We start from the raw sequence: 23,187 nt of genomic DNA, 5'->3' as shown, positions 1-23,187 counted from the left end.
AGGATATAAACGCCGGGAAACAGGCGCTATATTTTTCCTTGCATTTAATAGAATAAAGTATTATACTGTTTTTTAATTAGCTTAGATTTCCGATATTCTTAAATCACCCTAACAAAGGAGGAAAGATGTTACGTATAGTAACTGTCATAGCTATCATCGCCGTTTCGTCGTCGTTGACCGGGGCCGATATATTAAGGGAAGAGTGGGCAGTAGTAGAAGACGGCCAAGAACATCTAAAAGACGTGATTCAAGATTCGATTACCGATAGTTACGGTAATACGTACGTAACGGGGTCTGTTGATGGCGTAACAGGGGGTCCAGCTACGCTATCTACGGCTAAGTACGATAACGAAGGCGTCAAACTATGGGAAAACTTGTATCATATGGATTATGACGACTTAGACATCGGCCTAGCGATAGCTATCGACAATGAAAGCAACGTTTTCGTTACGGGCATTCATTCGGATACCCCTAACCCAGTGGGTCATGATGATGATACCGATTTATTCACGATTAAGTACGACGCGGCGGGTAGAATCGAATGGCGCGAGGTATATAACGGTTCTCTTGACGTTTTTGATATGGGCCGTGACATAGCGGTAGATTCGGAAGGAAACGTCCTCGTAACGGGCGTATGCAATAGGGGTACGGGGCTATCCAATGTCCTAACAATAAAATATGACAATAACGGCACGGTGTTATGGGAGGATATCTACTCCGGTACAACCATAACATCGGTTAATAGTGGGTATTTCGTGCTTTGTGATACGTCGTGTAATGTTTACGTAGTAGCTTTAACAAGCTTGTCCGGTACCAACTTTGCCCTGCTGGTCAGGAAGTTTGACCCGGCTGGGACAGAGTTATGGTTGGAGGAATACGACCCTGAGTTGGATATGTGGCAAAATTATTTGGACGCTACTATAGATGATATTGGTAATACCTATATATTACTGAACCTAAGTGACGTTGGGAATTATAGCCCTACTGTCTTGAAGTACTGTCCTACCGGTGGGGCTCCTATCTGGATTTGGAACGGTTTCGACAATTTGGCCTCGGGCGAATACGAGCAGGGAGAAACGATATCCCTGTCCGATAACGGATTATTCATCGCTGGCTATTTTAAACGTGCTGCCTTCGCTTATACCGATATCAAAGTTACAAAACTGGATACAGACGATGGGAGCGAAGATTGGGCGACATTGTACAACGGTCCGGAAAACCGATCCGATCGTCCCCACGCTATTCACGCAGATAACGAGGGGAACGTTTACATAGGAGGAAGAGCGAATTCAGCGGAAGAACTACCGTTCGACGAGGACGATGCTGTTTTAATAAGAATGGACAGTTATACCGGCGGCATTTTGGCATCGGCGATTTTCGATAATAATAATTTGTGGGATGCTTTCGGGAATGTCGGTGTAGATGACGCCGGTGAAATCTATGCAACAGGCGGTACTACTACACAGTATTCGAACGGGCAGGATCGATTAATCGTAAAATACGTTAATACTGAAATGGGGGATCTCTTCATATCGAACGAGCCCGCTTTATTCACACTTTCCCCAGTACACCCTAACCCGACCTCGGGTTACGCCAACATCGACTTCGCCCTAACGCACACTGAGAACGTAACCCTCGAAATCTACGACATAAATGGCCGCTGCGTCGCGACTCCGGTGGACGGCGAGATGCATGAAGGTATTCATTCGGTTTCGATAGACGCATCATCGCTGCCGGCCGGCGTCTACTTCTACAGTTTCTCAGCACAGGGAGAAAATTGCGTAAGAAAGATGATTGTTCTCGAATGAAGGATACGTTGAGCTTCATTTACACTGAAGTATGTATCCCCCAGGAATTGCTGCATGGAAGCCATCTGGTATTTATCCGCCTGACATAGTAGACAGTTTTACATTCGTACCAGTCCAGTGTAATTCCATTGACAGTTATCATGACTGTTGAACAGGCGGGAACGTAATCCGTTCCCGCCCGTTATTCGATTATCCTCCGTGTTTCTTGACAAGCTCGATTATATCGGTGAAATCCACACCGAGTTCCATGAGCTTGACGACAGTCGGAACAACATCATTTGTCCACCCTCTGCGCTTGTATACCGCATCCAGCAGATGTTCGTACTGTGCTTCTCGATGGTTACGCGTAAGGGCAATCTTTTCTTCGGAGGACATCCGGAGAGATCAATGTTCACGTTTTCTCAAAGTTGAGTGTCATACCTTTCATGACGTGATTCGTATTCCTCGATTGTGACAGATAACGCTATCGCCATGTCAGAATGCCATGATGTGCTCGCGGATACTATCGCTACGGTTACAAAAAATGTTGAAACTTCTTCAGGGACATTATGTCATGCTTATGGACATCGTGTGCTATACTGTCAAACCGCACAGCAGATAGCTTCTTGGCCGCAGGTTCAGAAATAACAAGGGCGTCTTTCCAATTCAAACCTTTGTACGGCATGTGAACCATCCGCAGGTTTGCGCCTAGTGCTATAGCGCTTTTGTGAATCTGACGCGTTTAGGTGCTAATATCACGCTGTAAGGGTTTTCAGCAGCTCAACGAACCTTGTGTGAGCCAGTCCCGTAAACAGGTTCTAAATGTCAATTAACCGTTACCTTGATAGGAAGAAACGGCACTGCCGAAGCAGTGCCGCTTTCCGTAAACCGAACCGAAGATCAGTCGAGCAGAATCAGTCTTATCGTTTCCTGAATTCCGGCGTATTCCAATCTGATTGCATAGAAGCCAGACGGCAGATCTTTGTCGAAGAGTTCCACCATTCTCACTGCGTTGGGCTGCAACTCGATTGTTTCCTTTGCCACAAGCCTTCCGTCAAGTGAATACAATGCTCCTGTAAGCACATGAAGGTTCGGTGTTGTGTTGGTGATGCTTGCGGTGATCCTACCGTTGACCGGATTCTCGAATGAAACAGAAAGAACTCCGGTACCGGTTGTGGTACGTGTTTCGGTACTGTTGTTGCTTTCGTCACACTCTGCGACTCTGTTGTCCGGATCGACGACGAAGACCACACCCTCGGCCGAATGCGCAGGTAGACTGAAGATGACATCCTGGTATCCATCGACCAGAATCATCTGCTCGCTGGCGACCTCGCAATTGTTCACGTAGGCTTTTACCAGGAAAGTACTCACAGCCGTATCGAAAGCCCGTTCACGCTGGACTGTTGATGCTTCCGCGGTTTCGCAAATCATGCAGCATTCCATAGCGGATTCGGCCAATACCGCTTCCTGACAATTATCGTCTGTACCTGTGACTTCCACTGTCACAGTGAAGCTAACGGAGTTGTCAATGTCGATGGAAGCGTTCTCGCACTGCTCGATCGAATAAATGCTGAGGTCAGGTCCTGAATCCAACACGGTGAAGTTAAAGAATCCGGTACGCTGGTTGTCATGCTGGAGGACAGGCCACTCGGCACTGCCTGGAGATGCGTCGAGATCGAGTATTCTCAACTGGCCGGAGTTGTCCATAATCATCATTTCCAGGTTCGAATTTCCCTTGTAGTCACCGATTAAGGGAGCAGCGAAGACCTGGTCCATGCTGTACATGGGCAGACCCGGGATCAGATGGAAGGATGGAGACGCAGTGAAACCGTAGTTTCGAGTCGAGTAGCCGATGCCTATGCATATATCGCTATTTAGTCTTCCATTAACCACTGTCGGTGTGATGTTCTGGTCGAAGTTCATGAAGATCGGGTCCAGTTCCATCTCCGGCGAGCTGCTGATTTCCGTGAGATTCAGTCTCCAGACCTTCACCCTGTCCGAGAGGCAGCAGACCAGATCAGGAATCAGATCTCCGTTGATCCTGGCGAATGCTGGTCCTCCGCCGAACTGATCACTGTAGTTGAATCTACTCAGGCTTTCCTCAGGCGTTAAACTCACCTGGAATGGATGCATACTGAGATCGACAAGGAACAGACGTCTCTTCTCCAAGTCCGATCCGCTCTGGTGCCAGGCCAGAACTCCAGCCACGTAGGTCTTTCCACCGTGTTTAGCTGATGCAAGCGTTGTCCTAACGTTGTAGTTCTCATCGCGTGTGAGCTGAACCGAGGTGCATGTGGCTGATGGAACCAAATCGTAGATGTAGAGAGTTGGCTTTGCGGAAGAGTTGTTAGTGGCTACAGCCATCTCCTGGTTGCCGTCAGAGTCGAAATCCCCGATGGAGACCGGTGGTGTGTAGGAGAGATGGTTGTTCCCGTAGGCGAAGACCTGCGGGCCGCCGGTGAAGAGCTCTCCCCAGCTGTCACTATCGGACTCGTACCTCCATACGTGGAACCAGGTTGTGCCGGGAGAAGAGTAGAAGACCGTTGATGTTACCAGCGCAATCTCAAGATAACCATTGTCTGCCTGGACGAGTACCGGAATACCTATGCATTCACGCAGGGTCTGTCCCGGATCGGAGGTCTCGATCTCGTAGGCGAGGCTCATCGATCCATGACCGTCGTTCTCGAAGATGATCACGTAGACTTTGCCTGGAACGGATTCACTGATGGCGCCGGCGACCAGGTCCGTGTCACCATCATTGTCCACGTCTCCAGCCGCACAGCCTGTGAAGGAGTATTCGGCATAAAAGGTTGATGTTGGAAGACCGTTGCTGCTCAAGTCCCATCTGTAAAAATAACCGTTTGAAGTGACTGCATACATGCAGTCATCGAATACGACAGGTCCTGCACAGGTGCCGTTCATCTGCGTCGATGCGAGTATTTCAAGGCATGTCACTTCGCTGGTCTCAACGTAGTCACTCTCTCTGCCCAGCTCGTCTATTCCTGTTACGCGGATGACGTATTCCTTGGCGGGGTCCAGTTGGTCGATGATCGCGTTCTCCGTGGGAACAGGGCTCCACTGGAGCATGTTCCAACTGCCGATGGAACCGGTATACCTGTAACGGACAAAGAACTCATTGGTTGCCGAGGAGGCGTTCCACTCCATGACCAGAGTGCTGTCAGTAGCAGCGTGAAGGGCCAGATCGGTGGGAGCTGCAGGGGTGCTGCTGGACAGTATTCCCTCAAGATCGACTGTGACAGACTGGTACATATTACCCCAGGCATCTGTCAGGGTCAGATCGAAGGTGCATCCGGTCAGATGCGGATCTGCCCAGGGATTACTCACAGGAATATCAACCATTCTTACGAGCAACGGATCGGTCAGCTCGATGCCCGATCCACCCTGAATTCCGGTGATGCTCTCAGACAGGTCGCCTGTGACAATGAATCCTGGAACAGGATAGAAATTCTCCGCTGTGAGCGTAAGGTTCGATATGTTGCCCCGTCCGGTGTTCGCCATCACGATTCGGTCGACGTGTATCGATAACTGGGTATTGCCGGCTTCGTGAACGGCTTCCAGTTCGTACACCGGCATAACAACTTCACCGCTGTAGACGTCCAGCACCCATTCGGATGTCCAGTCATCCCAGCCGCAGCTGTGCTGTACCGAGAGAAGAACAGGATCAAGATTGGCGGGATTGTCCTCCAGCTCGATCTGGAAAGCGTTGTCAGAGAGAACTGAGAATCCCGCTGGTACGGAACCCACGGAACAGTTTCCGTCGAGTATCGCTATCCTGCTGTCGCTGCAGGACAGGGTTGCGTCCACGTTTGTTGCACCGGTGAGACCCGTGTTCAGAGTGGTCAGATCAAGGTATACCGTCTCGCCCGGATTCAGCTCTCCTTCGTCACCGTCATCGACAGCAAGATCGTTAAGATCGAGCATTACGCCGGTACTCTGGACGATGGATACAATAGCTTCGTCAGGGATGTAGTTTACGACCTCGTTGCCCGATCCGTCTCTCTTCACGGCAGTGACATAGAGGTTACCGGGTGCCAGTGCGGTGAGGTCCGTGAATGTCACGCAGCCCATCAGGTCCGTTGTCGCTTCGGTGTATATCTCACCCTCCTTATAGACACACACAAGTGCGTTTCGAACGGGAGTGCCCGAGCAGGACACCGTCGCGGAGAGATTAAAGGTTCCCGCGTTCTGATTGATCAGGGGTGTGGAGACGGAGAGCTGATCCGGATCATCCCTCCAGACGAACATAAAGGGATCTCCGAACAGATTGGCTACATAGGTGTTATAATCGCAATTCTCCGCATATGTGAAGGCTTCGCCAAGATACTTCATTTCGATACTGGACCCGGTCATGTACGGGTAGAGTCCGTCCATAAAGTATTCGACATCACTGTTGTATGGCTGCATGCGCGGCGATGAAACGATTGCGACAAAGGCATTGTCGTTATTGTCGGAAAGCACAGCCACTTCCGAGATACAGTCTGCATCCTCGAAATGCCCGCTAAGACACGCGACATGCCAGACTATCGATGCCGCACCGTAGTTAGCAAGCGCAAGCAAGTTGCTCTCGAAGAGCTGCTTCTCGTGCCATCCTGCGCCCATATTGTGAATACCGCTGTGGTCACCGTGGAGCAGTATGTTGTAACCGGAGTCGAGCTCGGCAAGGTAGTTGACCTTGCTCATGAGATCGTCGCCATGCCACTCGGGTATATGATTGTGTATAGGATTGTACAGCTGGTAGATCTCATCCAGAGACCCGCCTACGTTCAGGTGACCGGCAGCGAGGATGCCTGTGTAGATATCGTAGAAGTCGTCAGCAGGGCAGAACCCGTTATCGGAGTCAGACGCGGCGAAGAGCGCCCTGCGTCCGAATCCTGCCGGAGGACTGTATTCGTAGCTGTTAAGTTTCGATAGTAGCACGGAAACGTCAGATGCGTTATCCGCCGGCCACCGTCCGACCCATACTTCGAAGAAGAGATCGGAGGTTGGTGGTTTCCACTCTCCTGTGGATGAGTTTATCCAGTCGTATTCACTCATGTCACCGTAGTACTCGTCTTCAGGTATGTTCCTGTAATGGCCTGGATATTTCGTAATCCTTCTCGCCGGAACTACGTGGTCGTCGCCGCCGAGCAGTACTGCTTCGGTATCCCAGTAGTTGTAGCAGTCCCTTACGAAGTTCCGGATTCTCTCCTGAGTGTCCCGCCCGGGATACCCGCCTTCGTTCTCTATCCACTCGACCGTTCTAACTACAGTGACGATTCCCTGCTTTGTGCGAATCTTTGCCAGCTTTTCGAAATAGTTCAGCAATTCCTCGTTAGTGATGATCACCATCTTGACCGGATCGCTTCCCATGACCGGCCTCATGGTGATGTTCAAGGGTCCGCCGTCGTCGAAGGAGGCTTCCGGAATTGAGTATCCGTATCTTGCCATGTCCTCGCTATTGCAGACCAGCTTCTTTACGAACCGGTTACGGGACAGCTGGCCATCCCTGGTAATCCGCTGGGGAAAAGTGAGGTGGAAATCCGCAACCTCGAACGAGACCTGGCATATTCCGCCTGTGAGAACCTGGACTTCACCGCTGAGAGGTGAGAATCTGACGGGGAATACCCTGACGGAAGTCACGCCGAACCCCATGCAGCTTCCCTGATCTATCACCAATACCGGATTGGACGGGTATGCATTCCTGCTGTTGTAAATCGCTTCGTCAGGTGGAGTGAACAAATACTCCGAACTCAGATACGCCTGAGCAGGTTCGATCAGATATTTTCCATCAAGTGTTTCCCATACGGGATTCACGATTCTGATTTCATCTATCATTTGCCCTGGAGGAAGCATGAAGAACATTTGCCGGTACGGCATGGAAGGAGATCCCGGAGCTTCGGACTCAAGGCGGTACTCACAGGATGATAGTTCAAGACGATCGTATTCAACTCCCTCCAGCAAGATTTCCGTGATTGCCAGATCCTCGACCTGTGCGGTTGGATCGATCTGGATTCCAGCATATGCTGCTGTACTGAACATTACGAGCAGTACAGAAATGATGCAGAGCGCTCTGCTGTTTTCCGATTTCATATTATCCCTTCGTTTTGGATTTGAACACTGGCGCAGTTAAACAGGAGTAGTCAAAACTAAATCTAAAACACTGAATCAGTGATAATAAAGATGATATAGCAGATAACTCCAATCAACCGTATCATGAAGATATGAATTTACATAGATACCTCCAAATAGTTAAGTAATACCATCATTTCGGATAAGATTATATAACTAATTAACATCAGAAACTATGTCAATATACAAATGTGAACAAAAAGAATAAGTATACTTAAGGAATAGTAATACATATAATAAGTATATTGTTAGTAAGTACATGCGTAAATTCTACGTTGCGAATTGCTGCTAATATTTAATAGAACCATGCTTTCAGAGTAATAAGGAAAGAGAGTGTATCTGCAGTTGAAGAAATCAGTTAATTGTAATATAATCCGACTGAAATACTAGGAAGGGATTGATATGAAGACGGTAATCTACTGGTTCTCAGGCACAGGCAACTCGCTCCATGTGGCGAAAGCACTCCAGGAAGGTCTGGATGATGTTAAACTGATTCCTATAGCGCAAGCGCTCGATGGTGATTTGGAATCATCAAAGCGAGTTGGATTGGTGTTTCCTGTATATGCCTGGGGACCCCCTGCAATAGTGGCAAGATTCATCGAAAAGCTTCAATTCGACACGCCGGATTACATGTTTGCGGTTGCGACATACGGAGGCGCTCCAGGTTCAACAATGGCAATAACCAGTAAGATGCTTAAACGAAGGGGGCTGGTACTGAATGCAGGCTTCTCGGTGAAAATGGTCGAGAACTACCCGCCCATGGGAGGAGCCCCTGAAGAGAAGAAACAGGGTAAGATTAACGATGCCGCCGAGGCTGTGATAGCTCAGATCGTAGCATGGATACGGGAAAGCGCATGTGGCGACTTTGGAAAGAAAAACCTGTTCTTTTCCTTGATTGGTCGCATGGTCTATCCGATGTTCAGGAAAGCCCTGTCGCGGCAGTCAGGCAGCAAATTCTACGCGGATGAGAAATGCTCCTCATGTGGTATCTGTGTTGAGGTTTGTCCGGTGAAGAACGTACAGCTTCCGGAGGGCGAGAAACCCACCTGGGGTAATAGGTGTGAGCAATGTTTCGCATGCTTCCACTGGTGTCCAGAAAAGGCTGTTCAGACCGGCAGGAAGACCGTGGATATGGTCAGGTATCACCACCCGGGAACCTCACTTAAGGATCTGATGCTGCGACAGGAGCAGGAGATCGGTGGACAGGATGGCAATGTAACTTAAATGTGGTAATGAATGGAAGTGTAAAATGGAAGAGAAACTCATACCGGTTCTTCAGATGGATGACTTGGGAGTTATCGAGGCAGCCAGGGAACACCTTGAGGAGAACGGGTACAGGGTTGATGTACGCTTACTTTCGGACCTTCCGGAGAGTGAATTGCAGGACTGGATGACGCCCGAGAATGGTGATTACATGTTCTACATTGAGGAATCCAAATTTGAAACAGCAATGAATATGCTTGGGGATTTCTTCGGATACACTCCCGACGAAGAATAGTATTCGGTACGGTATTTCCATCCAGGGAATGTCATAATCCGTGATGACGGTAAGAATTTCGTCATTGACTGGACTAAGGTCTCAGTTTCGGATTTTCGTTTTGATCTGTCCCTGACCATGCTGCTTATGAGTGCATATATGGAGATGAAATGGCGTGATCCTGTACTCAACGAATACAGTGAACATTCCGGTTCACCGGTGGATTCAATCTGCAGTTCAGCGGATATCGTTATCCAACCATATACACTTTACAAATTGAAATCATATGGTGTAATGCAGTTCTAAAAGAACACACAAAGGATATCAGTAAATAGTCAGTCAGAACATATTGACACTTATTGAGAAAATTAACAATTTACATACTTATTAATTGATGGAGGCATTCTATGTACATAAGATTTCTGGCTGTACTGATCTTCGGTTCCTTTGTTGTTACATATGCGGATTCCGCAGTTCAGACCGATTGGTCCGGGGGCTCCGGAATCCTGGGACCGGTTACCGATTGGAACGACCAGTTTTATCTTGACGCTTGTATTGAATGGAGCAGCAGTGCAGGATCGATTACTCTTAAGAAACCTGCTGAGTATACGGTTGATGGAAATTTCGATGGTGCCTATTCCGTATTCTCAGAGGACATAGACGGTGACGGTGATATGGATATCATCGGTGCTGCTTCTAATTCAGATGACATAGTCTGGTGGGAGAATATCGATGGCTCGGGTACATCCTGGACCGGTCATACCGTTGCCGGAAACTTCGACGGCGCACGGTCTGTCTATTCGGCAGACATTAATGGTGACGGTGATATGGATATCATCGGTGCTGCTTCTATTGCCGATGATATCACCTGGTGGGAGAATATCGATGGCTCGGGCACCTCCTGGACGGAGTACACCCTATTCGGGGAATTCGATGGCGCCTGGTCCGTATGCTCCGGTGATATAGACGGTGACAGTGATATGGATATCATCGGCGCTGCCAAAACGGACAACGACATAATTTGGTGGGAGAATGAAGACGGCCTGGGCACATCCTGGGCTGAGCGTTTAGTTGATAAGGATTTCTGGGGTGTCTATTCAGTATATCTGGAGGATATTGACGGTGACGGTGACATGGATGTCCTGGGAGCTGCCTACGGTGGCTGCGACATCACATGGTGGGAGAATACCAACGGTTCAGGTACATCTTGGGCTAAGAATAACATAGAGGGGAACTTCTATGGTGCCATATCCGTATACTCGGAAGACATAGACGGTGATGGAGATATGGATGTTCTTGGCGCTGCTTTTAACGGCAACGAAATCACCTGGTGGGAGAATACTAACGGGTCAGGCACGTCCTGGGCTGAGCATAACATCGCTGTAAATTACGATGGGGCCAGATCCGTATACTCGGAGGACATGGACGGCGACGGCGATATGGATGTTCTCGGAGCTGCTCAATCCTTAGACGAAATCACCTGGTGGGAGAATACTAATGGGTCAGGCACGTCCTGGGCTGAGCATAACATCGCTGTAAACTTCAACGGGACCAAATGTGTATACTCGGAGGACATGGACGGCGACGGCGATATGGATGTTCTTGGCGCTGCTTTTAACGGCAACGAAATTACCTGGTGGGATCTTGCTGAATATTCATCAGGCGGCGAACTGGTATCCAGCATTTTGAATCTGGGTAATGAGCCGGACTGGGGAGCCATAGATTGGAGCGTTTACACTCCATCTGGAACTTCCGTATCATTTCTTGTCAGAGCATCGGACGACTACGCTAATATGGGGGACTGGTCTGATACCCTTTCAGCTCCCTGCAGTCTTGATGGTATCCTGAATAATTACGATAGTTATTTTCAGTACAAGGTACTTATTGAGACAGAACATCCGGAAACCTCTACCCCTTCTCTTCATGATGTTACGCTTTCATGGGATCCTCTTGGAATAGAGGGTGGTTTACATGTTTCAGGATACGCACTTCTTAATGCTGAACCGAACCCTTCGCATGGATATCTTAGCGTAGGCATTGCTGTTCCCGAGTATTCACAGGTAGAACTCTCCATCTACGATCTCACAGGACATCTTGTAATTACTCCCTCTCGAGTAGAGTACTCCCCCGGAGTACACCAGGTTCAGCTTGGTGAGTTCACTCCCGGCATTTACTTCTGCAGGATGATCTCGGGTGATTTTTCAGCGACACAGCGTCTGGTGGTGATAGAGTAGATATCAGAATTAGCGAAGTATTCAGTATGGAACCGGGACATCAGCTGACATCTTGATTTTTTAGTATCGTGAGTTCTTTACGGTATTGATAAAAATCAGTTATCAGCTATCGGGATTGGATTACATGGATCTTAATCAAGGTTTGACAATCGGTAATATGAAGAAGTATCGTTTTCTCCTGGTGAGACCATACTAAAAGAAATTCGGGATACTCAGGAAATTACTTTCTGTTGCTGCTGTTTCGCTTACAACAGGTTCGCTTCTTCGGGAATTCCGCAACTGACAAAACGATAAACGACAGGATAATTATGAAAACTCTTCTCATAAGCACTGTTCTTGTAATCGCTCTAGCTGCCGGCGCAGGTGAAATAATCGTTTCAATACCGATTAACGCTTCAGCAATAAACATCTCTGAGGCCGGCATCTACACGAGAATAACCGGCACGGGAATGGGGCTCATAAATAATATTGGTGAGCCAAGTCTTCCCGCCTATACAGAGACGATAGCTCTGCCAACAGGCTGCATGGCTACTGAGATTGAAATTATCAATGATGAATTCAATTGTGTAAGGGGACGGCACAATGTAATGCCGGAACAGACTCCGGTTCCATTTTCAGTTGAGTGGGATGTAGCTCCTGTTCAGCCGGATCCGGCAATTTACAATTCCAATTCTTTTTATCCCTCAAATTCCGTTGAGTTCGCAGGATCAAGTGTCATACTTGGAATTCCTGTTGCGTATGTGAAGGTATTTCCCGCAAGATGGAACCCCATAAGCAGGACGGTTGACATTCTTACCGATCTGAAACTGAGAGTTACTTACGAAAGCAGTCCTGAGGCATCTACTGTTTCCAGGAGGAGTATACAGAGCGAACTTCGTTCACAGGAGATAATCAGGAATACGGTGGCAAACCCGGAGGGAGTATCCTGTTCGGGTGCAGCAATCGTTGATTCAAAGGATCTGACATACGGTGAGTACGTAATCATTACAATCGATGCTTACGAAAGTTACGCTCAGGAACTGGCGGACTGGAAAACTTCAAAGGGCGTACCGGCCAATGTTTATACGACAACCTGGATTAATAATAACTACAGCTGCTATGATCTGCAGCAGGAAATCCGAGCTTTCCTTACAGACTGCCGCGATGAAGGAGTTGAATACGTTCTCATCTATGGTGATGACAATGTAGTAACTGGCAGGGATGTTCTGATAACCCTCGGTACTGTTGAAGAGTATCCGCCCGTTGATCTCTACTGGTCCGATATCAACGATATGATTCCCGGAGCTGACCTGTGGGACAGCAATAATAACCATATCTGGGGTGAGTTCGAGGATGATAACGTCGACTATCATCCGGATCTCTGGACGGGAAGGGCAAGTGTTAATTCGACCGATGAGTGTACGATATTCAACGAAAAGGTTTTCGTTTACGAAGGTGTCTCATCTACCGATTATTTTGAAAGTTCAGAAATTGAAGAGAGGATCGGATACACAACTGAAATGCTGTGGCCGGGTTGTTACGGTTCCGCCGGTGCAGAGCTAATATCTCCCTATGTCCCATCAGAATGGGAAGAGGAGAAGTGTTACGATTCAAACGCAAACAACAGCTTCGCGATAACGGACAGTATGCTCAATGCCGGGCCTCATCATGTATACCATGCAAGCCATGGCGGACCTACGGGATTTTCGCTTCCCGGAGGGTCTTATTCTGTAAGCGATTTCAAGAATCTTACCAATATCTCAAGCGGAGGTCTTCCGGCGATCTGGAATTCCATATCATGTCTTATCGGGCATCTGGATTTATACGAATGCATGGGTGACGCATGGAACAATTCACCCGAAGGCGGTGGATTCGGTGCATTCAATGCAAGGTACGGTTTGGGCAATCCCGGCAACCCTGGATATGGCGTAAGCGAAGTGCTGAGCAGGTATTTTTACGATGTAATGTGGAACGATGATCTGTACATACTCGGCGTAGCCCATGCAATGGGTAACGATGCTATGTGCTGGCCCAATGGTGAGGCCGAAGACTGGTGCGTGAAGGGATACAACCTTTTTGGAGATCCGGAGCTTCCCATGTGGTCGCGCGATGTATCCATCCTTGAAGCTGTCCATACTACGAGTATTTCCGGAGCAACAAACCTGACTGTTGCCGTATCTTCGGGCGGAAGCCCTGTCAGCGGAGCCAGAATCTGTCTTCAGAAGGGTGATTGGCAAACTGGAGATATTTACGAGGTTGATACCGCGAATTCTGCGGGAGAGTGTACTTTCTATGTCAATCCATCCTCTACAGGCACAATATCAGTTGTAGCCTGGGCGAGGGATTGTGTCTCCTACCAGGGAACAATCACAGTTACGGGGACGGGATTTGAGGGTGGGGATCTTCAGGAATACATCAACGGTATCAACGCTGTATATCCCAGCCCTGCGATAAACAGTGTTACCATACCCTTCAGTATTGCGACTGACGGCATGACGAGAATAGATGTATACGATATATCCGGAAGAGTTGCGGCAACCATTGAGGCGGATGAAATGACCGCGGGTGAGCACAGCGTCCAATGGGAACTTGCAGATACCGATGGAAATCCCGTTCCTGCGGGAGTTTACTGTGTAAGGATCTCAACGCCGGAATGGACGGGTACGAGTAACATGGTGGTTGTCAGGTAGAGAAACCGGTTTGTTCTTAAAGTAAGAGTTGGATATCTGAATATACAGAATTCCTCTACTGCATCACTGAGATAGTCCCATCAGCGTAATTGACTATGTATACTGCGGTTCCCGTTGGAAGCGAACATATACTGGAAGGATTTCTGCCAACATCTATGGCTCTTACCACTTGGTTGTCAGAGGCGCGAATCAGGGATATCGTGTCATCGGTACTGTCTGCGACGTAAATACACTCACCGGAGGGGTGTGAATGGATACCCCATGGTCCATTACCAACATCCACGGTTTCCATAACTGAATTGTCGGAGGTACGGATAATCGCGGCAAGATCGTTGCCGTAATTGGATACGTACACGTACTCTCCTGATGGGAGTGTGCATATACCTATAGGATTTGTAAACATGTTGATGGTTTTCACCACTGAATTGTCTGAAGTACGGATTACTGAAACGCTGTTTGAACTCCAATTCGTAACGTACAGGTATTCCCCTGATGGAAGGGAACAGATGCGATAAGGGTTCGTTCCCGCATCTACAGTTTCAATCACCGAGTTATCGGATGTACGAATTACTGAAACATTATTGTCATCACGATTTGTAACGTAAACGTATTCACCCGATGGAAGTGTGCATATTCCGACAGGTCGAGTTCCAACATCGATGGTTGCTACAATTGCGTTGTCCGAAGTCCGGATGACTGAAACGTTGTCTGAGCCCCAGTTTGTAACGTATACGTAAGAACCGGATGGAAGAGCGCAGATCCCATAGGGTTTTTCTCCAACATTTATTGTCGCTGTAACTGAATTGTCGGATGTGCGTATAACAGATACGTTATCATCACCTCGATTCGTTACATAGATGTAGTTACCCGAAGGAAGTGAAGTAATGCCCCATGGGTCATTACCTACATCTATTGTCGCTACGACATCGTCCGGTATATCCATTGTGGTATTCACAGAAATCTCATTGCTCCAGCTGGAGCGATCCTCAGTATTTGTTGTAAGCATCGCATAGTGATAAAGCGTGGAGAAGGTTACTGTGGTATCCGTATAAGCGGTATCCAATGACCAGGAAAGATCACATACAATATCTGCAAGTGTGGAATCATCTTCAATATTCGGTGTCAACGATCTGTACAGCCTGTAGGACTCGAAGTTCGGATTGGGGCACGTAGTCCAGGATAGATCGACATTATACCAGGTAACATCTTCCACCGACAGAACGGAGGGTGTCGGGGAATCAATTACCGGTGTAGTTATGGACACCTCGTTGCTCCATACGCCGTTGCCGTCTGAATCAGCGGTTTTAAGAACGTAGAAGTACTGTGTTTCCCAGATAATGTCCGAATCTACATACAATGTTGTGTTGGGTGAAGTGATTTCACATACAACGTCTGCTGATGAAGGATCGGATGATATGTCGGAAGATTCTGACCTGTAAAGGATATAGCTGCTGAACGCATGATCGGAACAGACGCTCCAGAAAGCTGTTACTAAACAGTTGCTCTTCTGACCCGTTGAATTCTGCCCTGTAAATGAAAGAACTGGCGCTGCGGCATGTTCCTGTGTATTACCTGCGCCGGATTTACAGGCCTGACCCGTAAAGTTTACTGACAGAGTGGAAGGAGAGATGTCTGATCCGGAAGGACCCGTATTGTCTCCGCAGGTTGAGAGGAGAACAATCCCGATGCTCAGGGCAATAGTAATTACATTTTTCATAGTAGTGTTTCTATCTTGGGAAATATTTTTATGATAACAACAGAATAATTGCAGTGAATCGTAAGTGTGTCAAGCTGCGAATTAATGATACAGCCTTTCAACAGCTATGATAATGCCTTCAATATTTTAAATGCATTCAATCAGACCGATTCTTTTGGAGAAAATGGAGAATTGAATATATTCATTAATGATGTGTGATTATTTGAAATTTTATTTGAGTGTAAACAAAGGAACTTAATTATTTACTCTTATATAGATGATTGAATACGTATGGGGTTATTTGCATCCTTAGCAAAATGAGAGGAAGTGCGGAATGCATTTCAAATATCTAATAGTAGCGACAGTTCTTTTCACATACGCTTTTGGCGCGAATTCCATAGAACAGACTGACTGGTTCAGTGGTCCGGGAGTTCCGGGTCCGGTAACTTCATGGGAGGATCGCTTCGACACATCTATCCATATCGACTATTCAAACGCCGGTGAACTGCTTCTTCAGCAGACTCCACTAGAATATTCAGAATATTCTCCGAAGGGATACGAGAGTATAGGAACTCTTATTTCCAGTATCCTTGAGATGTCAACAGATTCGCGTGATGATTCATTCTGGGGGAATATCTTCTGGGACGCGGGTCTGCCTTCAGGCACTGAAGTAACGTTCAGAGTAAGGGGGTCCGATGACCCTGGCAACATGGGATCCTGGTCAAATCCGATAACGGAATGGGGCAGGAACCTTGATGATATCCTGGATGAGGAATTTGCGTACTTCCAGTACGAAGCTACTCTGGCAACAAGTAACACATCGATTACTCCTGAGTTATTCTATGTCATAATAACATCTGAAGTTGATTCCGGTGGTTTCTGGGTGCCGGGAACAAGCGGAACAACTGAATTTCTGAACGATGTGTGTTTCGTTGATTCCCTTCACGGATGGGCAGTAGGAAACAACGGTCTTATTCTTGTAACCTATAATGGCGGTGTAAGCTGGGATTCTCAGATAAGCAATACAATAGAGAATTTGAACAGTGTTTCCTTTGTAGATCAATTGCACGGATGGGTAGCGGGAGCAGGCGGAACGATTCTATACACGGAAAACGGGGGAGATGTCTGGAATTTGCAGACAAGCGGCGTAACAACAGAATTGAATGGTATTTCTTTTGTTGATTTGAACTACGGCTGGGCTGTTGGAGCGGGAGAGCTGATTCTTGCCACTACCGATGGCGGTTTTTCACCATGGACACAGCAGCACAGCGGCTCAACTGATCTGAATGGAGTTCACTGCGCTGATGATTATATGACTGTTACTGCGGTAGGCGATGGGGGACTGATTCTGGGAACTTTCGATGCCGGCGGCAACTGGAATCCCCAGACAAGCGGTGTAACACAGAATTTGAACGATGTCTTCATGTCAACTCCGAATATCTGTCATGCGGTCGGGAATAACGGCACGATAATCAACTCGAGTAATTCGGGACAGGCATGGGCACCACAGGTCAGCGGCACGCTTTCCGATCTTCTATCTGTTAATTTCGTAAATGTTTACACAGGATGGGCGGTAGGAACGCTTGGAACGATTCTCTACTCCGAAAGAGGGGGAGAGGAGTGGTTACTGCAGCCGGGAAGCAGAACTTTGGAAACCCTTCTCGGTGTAAACGGCACAAATCGTGATAATGCCGTTTCTACAGGAACCAACGGCGTAATCATGCTGTACAATTCAACAACCGGTATTGAGGATAATCCTCCTGAGCGCTGCGATGATATGGACATCATACTGTCTCCGAATCCTTTCAGGTCGTTAACTGAGATAAGCTATACCTTACAGGTTTCTTCGGATATCGAAATAACGGTGCTTGATATTTCAGGGAGGATAGTCAATAGAGTATTCTCCGGAGAAAGAGAGTCGGGCAGCCACAGTGTTGAGTTCAGCGGAAGGAATCAGTCAGGCGACTTGCTTCCGTCCGGTGTGTACCTGTGCGTATTGCGTTCCGAAAACAGAACGGTCTCAAGTCCCATGATTCTGCTTCGCTGAGCTTACAAATTAATGGAGGGCTGATTTTTCAATCAGCTCTCCTTCAGTCCTTCAGTAAATTGATTCTTTCAAGGTATGAGTACTTTGGATCACTTTCGTAAAGCAACCAGTATTTTTCAAGTGCTCTTTTCCTGTTATCGTCATCATGCAGTATTCTGTGAAGCTCGAAGTGCAGTTCCGCTTTTTGCTCATCTGTACTGAATGATGCAAGCATATTTTCCAGGTTCCTGACCGCTTCATCCGAATCCTTCTCTGAAATGATCAGATTTCTAAGAAAACTGCTACTGAATAACAGTTCATTATCACCGGTTTCTTCAGCGAGTTGATGAGCTTTCATATTTAATTTGCCGGCATCTTCGTACCTTTTCTGCCGGTAATAGAGATCAGCCTTTTCAAAAACGCTATCGAAATATTCTTTTTTCTGTTCTGTTTCATCAATTAAGCTGATAGATTTATCGTAGCATTCTTCGGCCTTCTCATATCTGTTAAGCAGCTTGTAGAGATTACCCAGTTTTGTGATATGAGTTGTTAGAATGGAATTATTGCCAAGTATTTCGTCTATTGAAATGCTTCTTGTAAAAATCTCTTCAGCTACTTCAAGCTGTCCGGTGTTGATATAGAGGTGTCCAATGTTCCAGAGAGTCTTCGCGATTGTAGATTTGTCACCCAGTTCCTCCGCCAGTTTCAGGGATCTCCTGTAGAAATCTATTGCTTTTTCGTAGTTGCCCTTTCGGACGAATACAATGCCCATGTTCCCATAAACCAGGCATATACCAGCCTTATGACCGAGTTCCCTTTCAATGGTCAGCTCTTTTTCAAGGCATTCCATTGTCATTGAGTAATTTTCCTCGCTGCTGTAGGCTATTCCAAGGTTCCCCAGAGCTTTTGCTTCTTCTCTTCTGTCACCGGATTCGATTGCCAGTTCAAGATGTTTCTTGAAATGCTCCATAGCCTTGTCTGAATTTCTTCTGGTGAATTCCAGTACACCCATGTTAGCGTGTGCGAGTGAGGTCTCCTTTAAGTTCGATTCACTGAGTGAAATATCAAGTTGCTCTTCATAGCATTTCATTGCCTCATCAGAATTTCCTTTATGCCAGTGGACAACACCTATACTCCCGAGAACCTTCGTGATACCATTCTGATCGCCAATATTCGTAAACAGAGAAAGCGATAATGTTAAAAGATCAAGAGACTCATCGTTCGTGCCCTTTCTGGAAAGTTGCTTTCCAAGCTGATATTGTGCTTCGGCAATTGCAGGCATGTCATTAATTCTCAGTGCGAGTTCAAGAATAGTTCTTCGAGTATTTTCAGCTCTGTCCCATTCGCCCGAAATCTGCAATACAGCGGCCTGGTTCGAAAGTATGCTTATGTACTTCAGCACAGACTCGATAACAGGAATGTCTTCAAAACCCGGAGCGTCGACAGATTTGAATATTACGCAGCTTTCCGTCATGAAGACATCTTCGGTCCAGGAATAGAAAGTATTCAGTTTGTCGTACATTTCTATCGCGTCATAATTCCTGTAGTTATCCCTTGCATAGTTGGCCGCAAGCTCATGATAGAGAATCGCCTCTTTGAACATCTTCGCGTTTTCGTAATGATGTGCCAGGCTGATGTACTGGTCTTTGTCATCCGGGTAGAGCTTAAGTACAGCTTTGGCAGCTTTACTGTGAAGCTTTCGCAGATGACCTCTCAGCTGCATGTCGTAAGAAGCGTCGCGGAGAAGAGGATGTCTGAATGTATACAGGCTGCCCGCGGGAGAAGAAGTCCAGATTATCTCCTTTTCCCCAGCGGTTAATAAACCTGATATATCTTTGCGATCCTGCATCTCTGAAAGTATCAGAGTATCGAATTCCTGACCCAGTATCGATGCGCATTGCACCAGCTCTCTGAGTTCTTCGGGGAGCCTGTCAAGCCGTGCGATAAGGACTGTTTTTATTCCAGACGGTATTTCTTGATCTTTCCGTACAAGGCTGCTCGTACCGTTTTCAAAACCAATATGTCCATTCTCAATCAGATAAAGGCAGAACTGCTCTATATAGAACGGATTGCCTTCCGTTCGGGACATTACGAAAGAACTGAGTTCCTTTTCCGGCGGGTATTCGAGGAGATCGATAATAAGTTCGAGCGATGATTCATCTGAAAGAACATCAAGTACAATTTCGTGTTTTGGAATAGCATCCTCCAAGCTGAGTGCGGGTTTTGATCCGTCATCGTTTAACCTGCTTGACACCATGATAATAAGAGGGTAGTTCTTCATATTCCTCGAAAGAAATTCAAAGGCTTTACCGGAATCTCGATCAAGCCACTGCAGGTCTTCGAGAAGGATAATTGTAGGGCGCAGTAATGAAAATGCGATGAACAGCTCATTTATAGCGTAAAGCGTATTCTCGAAACGTCCCATAGCGTCAAGTGTTTCGTAGAAAGACCCTCCCCAGTGGAAGCCTAGCATCGCTCCGATAACTGAATGCAGATTTTCAAGAGCATCCACGACGTTATCGGATGATTTCGTATCCTCGATTTCAAGAACATCCTCGATAAGGTTTTCCCAGACTTCCTCAAAATCAATTTTGTTGTCTATATGCGATTGAGAGTCTTCCTGATTGAAATACTTCTTCAGAAAGCCGATGAAGGGATTAAGGCTTTTCCTGAGAACATCATCGGTTTTAATTGTTATCGTTCTGCATGAATCTGATAACTCTTTTGACAGTTCGAAAAGCAATCTTGATTTTCCCATTCCCGGATCACCGTATATGTATAGAATTCCTCCCGATCGTTTTTCTTCCAGGAGTGATGTGCAGAATAACTGAGCCTTCTCCAGTTCACCGCTTCTTCCAACGAATTTATCACTGAACGGGTTTCTGTTTATTCCTCTTCTTCCGCCGACAAGTTCGAGAACGCTGACTGCCTGCGTCTTGCCTTTGAGAATAAGGGGGGGGAGCGAGATGGTCTGATATTCGATTTCAAGATCCTGAAGAACATCATCAGACACTAAGATCTGATTCCACTGAGCTTTGCTCATAATTCTCGCCGCCGTATTAGCGACATCCCCGATTGCTGTATAAGTACATCTGAGTTTTGATCCTATAACTCCCGTATACGCGATGCCCTTTGACATCCCCGCTCTGATATCCCAGCGCGTATCTTCGCGAATTGACAGAATAAATTCCAGCGCCCTTTCAACATTATTCTCGTATGTTACCGGAGCTCCGAAAAGCACAAGCGCTGAAGCACCTTTGTCCTCGAAGAATAATCCATTGAAATACCCGCCAAATCCTGCTGCCGCATTCAATACCATACTTGCGAATTCATTCAGTTCCCTGAAGATGTTCATTTCACGGAAAGAGATGAAGATCGGTACTATCTCGCGGAATTCACCTGTTATTTCATTGATTCCAAGTACTTTCTGGTGAGTAAACCGGCTTGCTATCCTGGTTCTGATATCGGTGAATTTCGGAATACTATCCGGGATGTCCTGAAAATACTCGCTGGATACAGGTTTTAACGGAATGTTGGGATTATCGACGAATACGGCCTCACCGGGAGAGCATGAATCGGTAGCTTCAGCGGAATTGCTTATGGCTTTGCCCCTGAAGAAGAACGTTTTCTTTCGGGCTTTTCCCACGATTCCCCACAGAACTGACCCCTGAGAAACACCCAAGCGCGCGCTGATGAAGAAATCTCCGAATTGAGTCTTTCTGGATTCATCACTGAACTGACTTTGAATTATGCGGACAAGAGGTTCTATTTCGTCAGGTGATTTTGAAGGAAATATCGCGCTTATGGCATCTCCGGGAAAACTGGATATGAACCCGCCGAAAGAATAGATTTTTGAAATTATAGGCTGAAAAGTATCATTAAGCACTGAAGAAAGGACTTCTGAGCCGACTTTGCCATGTTTGTAGAGCTTTTCAGCCATTGGTGTAAAACCGGAAATATCAATGAAGATCGCTGTTGCTGCAATTTCACCCTGGCGTATTCTGTCTATAACCTGCGATTGAATGAATCGAGGAATCACATTGAGCAAGGAATTCTCCCATCAGCAAAGACAGCAGTGCATTATTCAATATAGAATCGTAAATATAATATCTTCTGATTATTTAGTGAAAGTAATCTCCCCCGGTGTAAGCTGTTTGCTCCGGAGTACGGATATTATCGAGCATCGTTGGAAATTGCCTTATACTGTTACAAGACACCATACGTTGTTTTGTACAAGTATGCAGATACCAGGACAAATCAGTGTTATCGGCATCAAAACATGATCGTATCCTTGTGTTTCCTGCGTTCCCCGCGAAAGATACACATCAAGAATATCAGCGCCTCACAGAATCTTGCGATCTTCATCGATATTTCCCGGTTTTCCCATAGCGGAAATCATGGCCAGGGTTTCTGAGCTTAAGTCGTCAGGAAGAAGAATTTACAGCATGGCTCAGGCTGCTGGATAAATACTGAGACCTAATCTGAGCGATTTATAGAAGTACCCCGCACTTGACACAGGGCTTAAGTTGTTAGTATATTAGAGCTTGCAAAAATTCTAGTAACAAAACAACTGTCACCCAGAAAGTGAAAGGTACTTCATGTCTAATATCGCAAAAACTCAGCGTTCTGCAAGTCTCAGGATTAAAAGAATCGAAGTTACAAATGACAAACTGACAAGCAGAGCGGGCCTGTCTCCATTCGTACGATACCTGGACAGCATAGATATTTTCCCCTCCTTAGAAAAACTTTTCGGTTCAATCAGAAAGAACAGGAAGGGTCAGAAGATATCCTCGATCTTCAAGCAGATTATCTGCTTTCTGGCTGACGGAACGAGTTCCCACATCTCGTACTTCGATAATTTGAAGAATGATGAGGGCTATGCTGGCGGGATTGAAGCTGCAGCAACCGAAATGCTGTCCTCGCACTCGGTAAAAAGATTCTTCAGGAAGTTCTCACCCCTTCACTACTTCATGTTCAGAAGGCTTTTGCAGAAGTTGTTCATATGGCGTCTCAATCTTGAAAAGCCTTCTGTAATCATTCTTGGAGTGGATACCATGGTAATGGATAATGACGATGCTGTTCTGCGTCATGGAGTACAGCCGACTTACATAAAGAAGAAGGGGTTCCAGCCCCTCCAGCTGAATTGGCTGGGTTACTTTGTGGACGCAG

The 23,187-nt window shown here is 46.8% G+C and carries 12 protein-coding genes; 8 read left to right on the top strand and 4 right to left on the bottom strand.

Going from position 1 to position 23,187, the window contains the following annotated elements; genetic code table 11:
- Positions 1-125 precede the first annotated feature (125 nt).
- On the top strand, positions 126-1,808 hold the full coding sequence (locus K8S15_08755) for a T9SS type A sorting domain-containing protein (GenBank protein MCD4776120.1): 1,683 nt from the start codon (positions 126-128) through the stop codon (positions 1,806-1,808).
- 189 nt (positions 1,809-1,997) lie between these two features.
- Here the strand turns inward: K8S15_08755 and K8S15_08750 are convergent, their stop codons facing one another.
- Both K8S15_08750 and K8S15_08745 read right to left on the bottom strand, forming a co-directional pair.
- Complete coding sequence (locus K8S15_08750) at positions 1,998-2,183, bottom strand: aldehyde ferredoxin oxidoreductase C-terminal domain-containing protein (GenBank protein MCD4776119.1); 186 nt, start codon at positions 2,181-2,183, stop codon at positions 1,998-2,000.
- 504 nt (positions 2,184-2,687) lie between these two features.
- A complete protein-coding gene (locus tag K8S15_08745; GenBank protein ID MCD4776118.1) occupies positions 2,688-7,877 on the bottom strand; it encodes a fibronectin type III domain-containing protein in 5,190 nt (1,729 codons plus the stop codon).
- 441 nt (positions 7,878-8,318) lie between these two features.
- Between K8S15_08745 and K8S15_08740 the strand changes: the two genes are divergently transcribed.
- The 5 genes from K8S15_08740 to K8S15_08720 all read left to right on the top strand — a co-directional run bounded on the left by K8S15_08740 (position 8,319) and on the right by K8S15_08720 (position 14,296).
- The gene (locus tag K8S15_08740) at positions 8,319-9,140 is read left to right on the top strand and encodes an EFR1 family ferrodoxin (GenBank protein ID MCD4776117.1); all 822 of its coding nucleotides are present in this window, start codon (positions 8,319-8,321) and stop codon (positions 9,138-9,140) included.
- Positions 9,141-9,165: 25 nt separating this feature from the next.
- On the top strand, positions 9,166-9,414 hold the full coding sequence (locus K8S15_08735; protein ID MCD4776116.1) for a hypothetical protein: 249 nt from the start codon (positions 9,166-9,168) through the stop codon (positions 9,412-9,414).
- 33 nt (positions 9,415-9,447) lie between these two features.
- A complete protein-coding gene (locus K8S15_08730) occupies positions 9,448-9,699 on the top strand; it encodes a hypothetical protein (protein MCD4776115.1) in 252 nt (83 codons plus the stop codon).
- 101 nt (positions 9,700-9,800) lie between these two features.
- Positions 9,801-11,627, top strand: a complete 1,827-nt coding sequence (locus K8S15_08725) for a T9SS type A sorting domain-containing protein (protein MCD4776114.1) — start codon at positions 9,801-9,803, stop codon at positions 11,625-11,627.
- A 308-nt stretch (positions 11,628-11,935) separates the two neighbouring features.
- Positions 11,936-14,296, top strand: a complete 2,361-nt coding sequence (locus K8S15_08720) for a T9SS type A sorting domain-containing protein (protein ID MCD4776113.1) — start codon at positions 11,936-11,938, stop codon at positions 14,294-14,296.
- A gap of 55 nt (positions 14,297-14,351) precedes the next feature.
- Here the strand turns inward: K8S15_08720 and K8S15_08715 are convergent, their stop codons facing one another.
- A complete protein-coding gene (locus tag K8S15_08715; protein ID MCD4776112.1) occupies positions 14,352-16,013 on the bottom strand; it encodes a YncE family protein in 1,662 nt (553 codons plus the stop codon).
- A gap of 313 nt (positions 16,014-16,326) precedes the next feature.
- Between K8S15_08715 and K8S15_08710 the strand changes: the two genes are divergently transcribed.
- Positions 16,327-18,039, top strand: a complete 1,713-nt coding sequence (locus tag K8S15_08710; protein ID MCD4776111.1) for a T9SS type A sorting domain-containing protein — start codon at positions 16,327-16,329, stop codon at positions 18,037-18,039.
- A 43-nt stretch (positions 18,040-18,082) separates the two neighbouring features.
- Here K8S15_08710 and K8S15_08705 read toward each other — a convergent pair whose 3' ends face one another.
- Entirely contained in the window at positions 18,083-22,066 is a 3,984-nt protein-coding gene (locus tag K8S15_08705; GenBank protein MCD4776110.1) for a tetratricopeptide repeat protein, read from the bottom strand.
- 550 nt (positions 22,067-22,616) lie between these two features.
- Between K8S15_08705 and K8S15_08700 the strand changes: the two genes are divergently transcribed.
- Positions 22,617-23,187 (top strand): IS1380 family transposase (locus K8S15_08700; GenBank protein ID MCD4776109.1); only part of this gene is annotated, 571 nt, incomplete at its 3' end.

The sequence above is a fragment of the Candidatus Aegiribacteria sp. genome (assembly GCA_021108005.1).
In the GTDB taxonomy this organism is placed as follows: domain Bacteria; phylum Fermentibacterota; class Fermentibacteria; order Fermentibacterales; family JCC-6; genus Aegiribacteria.
The sequence above is the reverse complement of the archived record's forward strand: the minus strand, read 5'-3'. Positions and strand labels throughout refer to the sequence as shown.

Bases quoted from the DNA above. Each gene is read 5' to 3' on its own strand.
- K8S15_08715 (MCD4776112.1), bottom strand. From the start codon at position 16,013: ATGAAAAATGTAATTACTATTGCCCTGAGCATCGGGATTGTTCTCCTC.
- K8S15_08710 (MCD4776111.1), top strand. From the start codon at position 16,327: ATGCATTTCAAATATCTAATAGTAGCGACAGTTCTTTTCACATACGCT.
- K8S15_08725 (MCD4776114.1), top strand. From the start codon at position 9,801: ATGTACATAAGATTTCTGGCTGTACTGATCTTCGGTTCCTTTGTTGTT.
- K8S15_08720 (MCD4776113.1), top strand. From the start codon at position 11,936: ATGAAAACTCTTCTCATAAGCACTGTTCTTGTAATCGCTCTAGCTGCC.
- K8S15_08755 (MCD4776120.1), top strand. From the start codon at position 126: ATGTTACGTATAGTAACTGTCATAGCTATCATCGCCGTTTCGTCGTCG.
- K8S15_08735 (MCD4776116.1), top strand. From the start codon at position 9,166: ATGGAAGAGAAACTCATACCGGTTCTTCAGATGGATGACTTGGGAGTT.
- K8S15_08745 (MCD4776118.1), bottom strand. From the start codon at position 7,877: ATGAAATCGGAAAACAGCAGAGCGCTCTGCATCATTTCTGTACTGCTC.
- K8S15_08750 (MCD4776119.1), bottom strand. From the start codon at position 2,183: ATGTCCTCCGAAGAAAAGATTGCCCTTACGCGTAACCATCGAGAAGCA.
- K8S15_08740 (MCD4776117.1), top strand. From the start codon at position 8,319: ATGAAGACGGTAATCTACTGGTTCTCAGGCACAGGCAACTCGCTCCAT.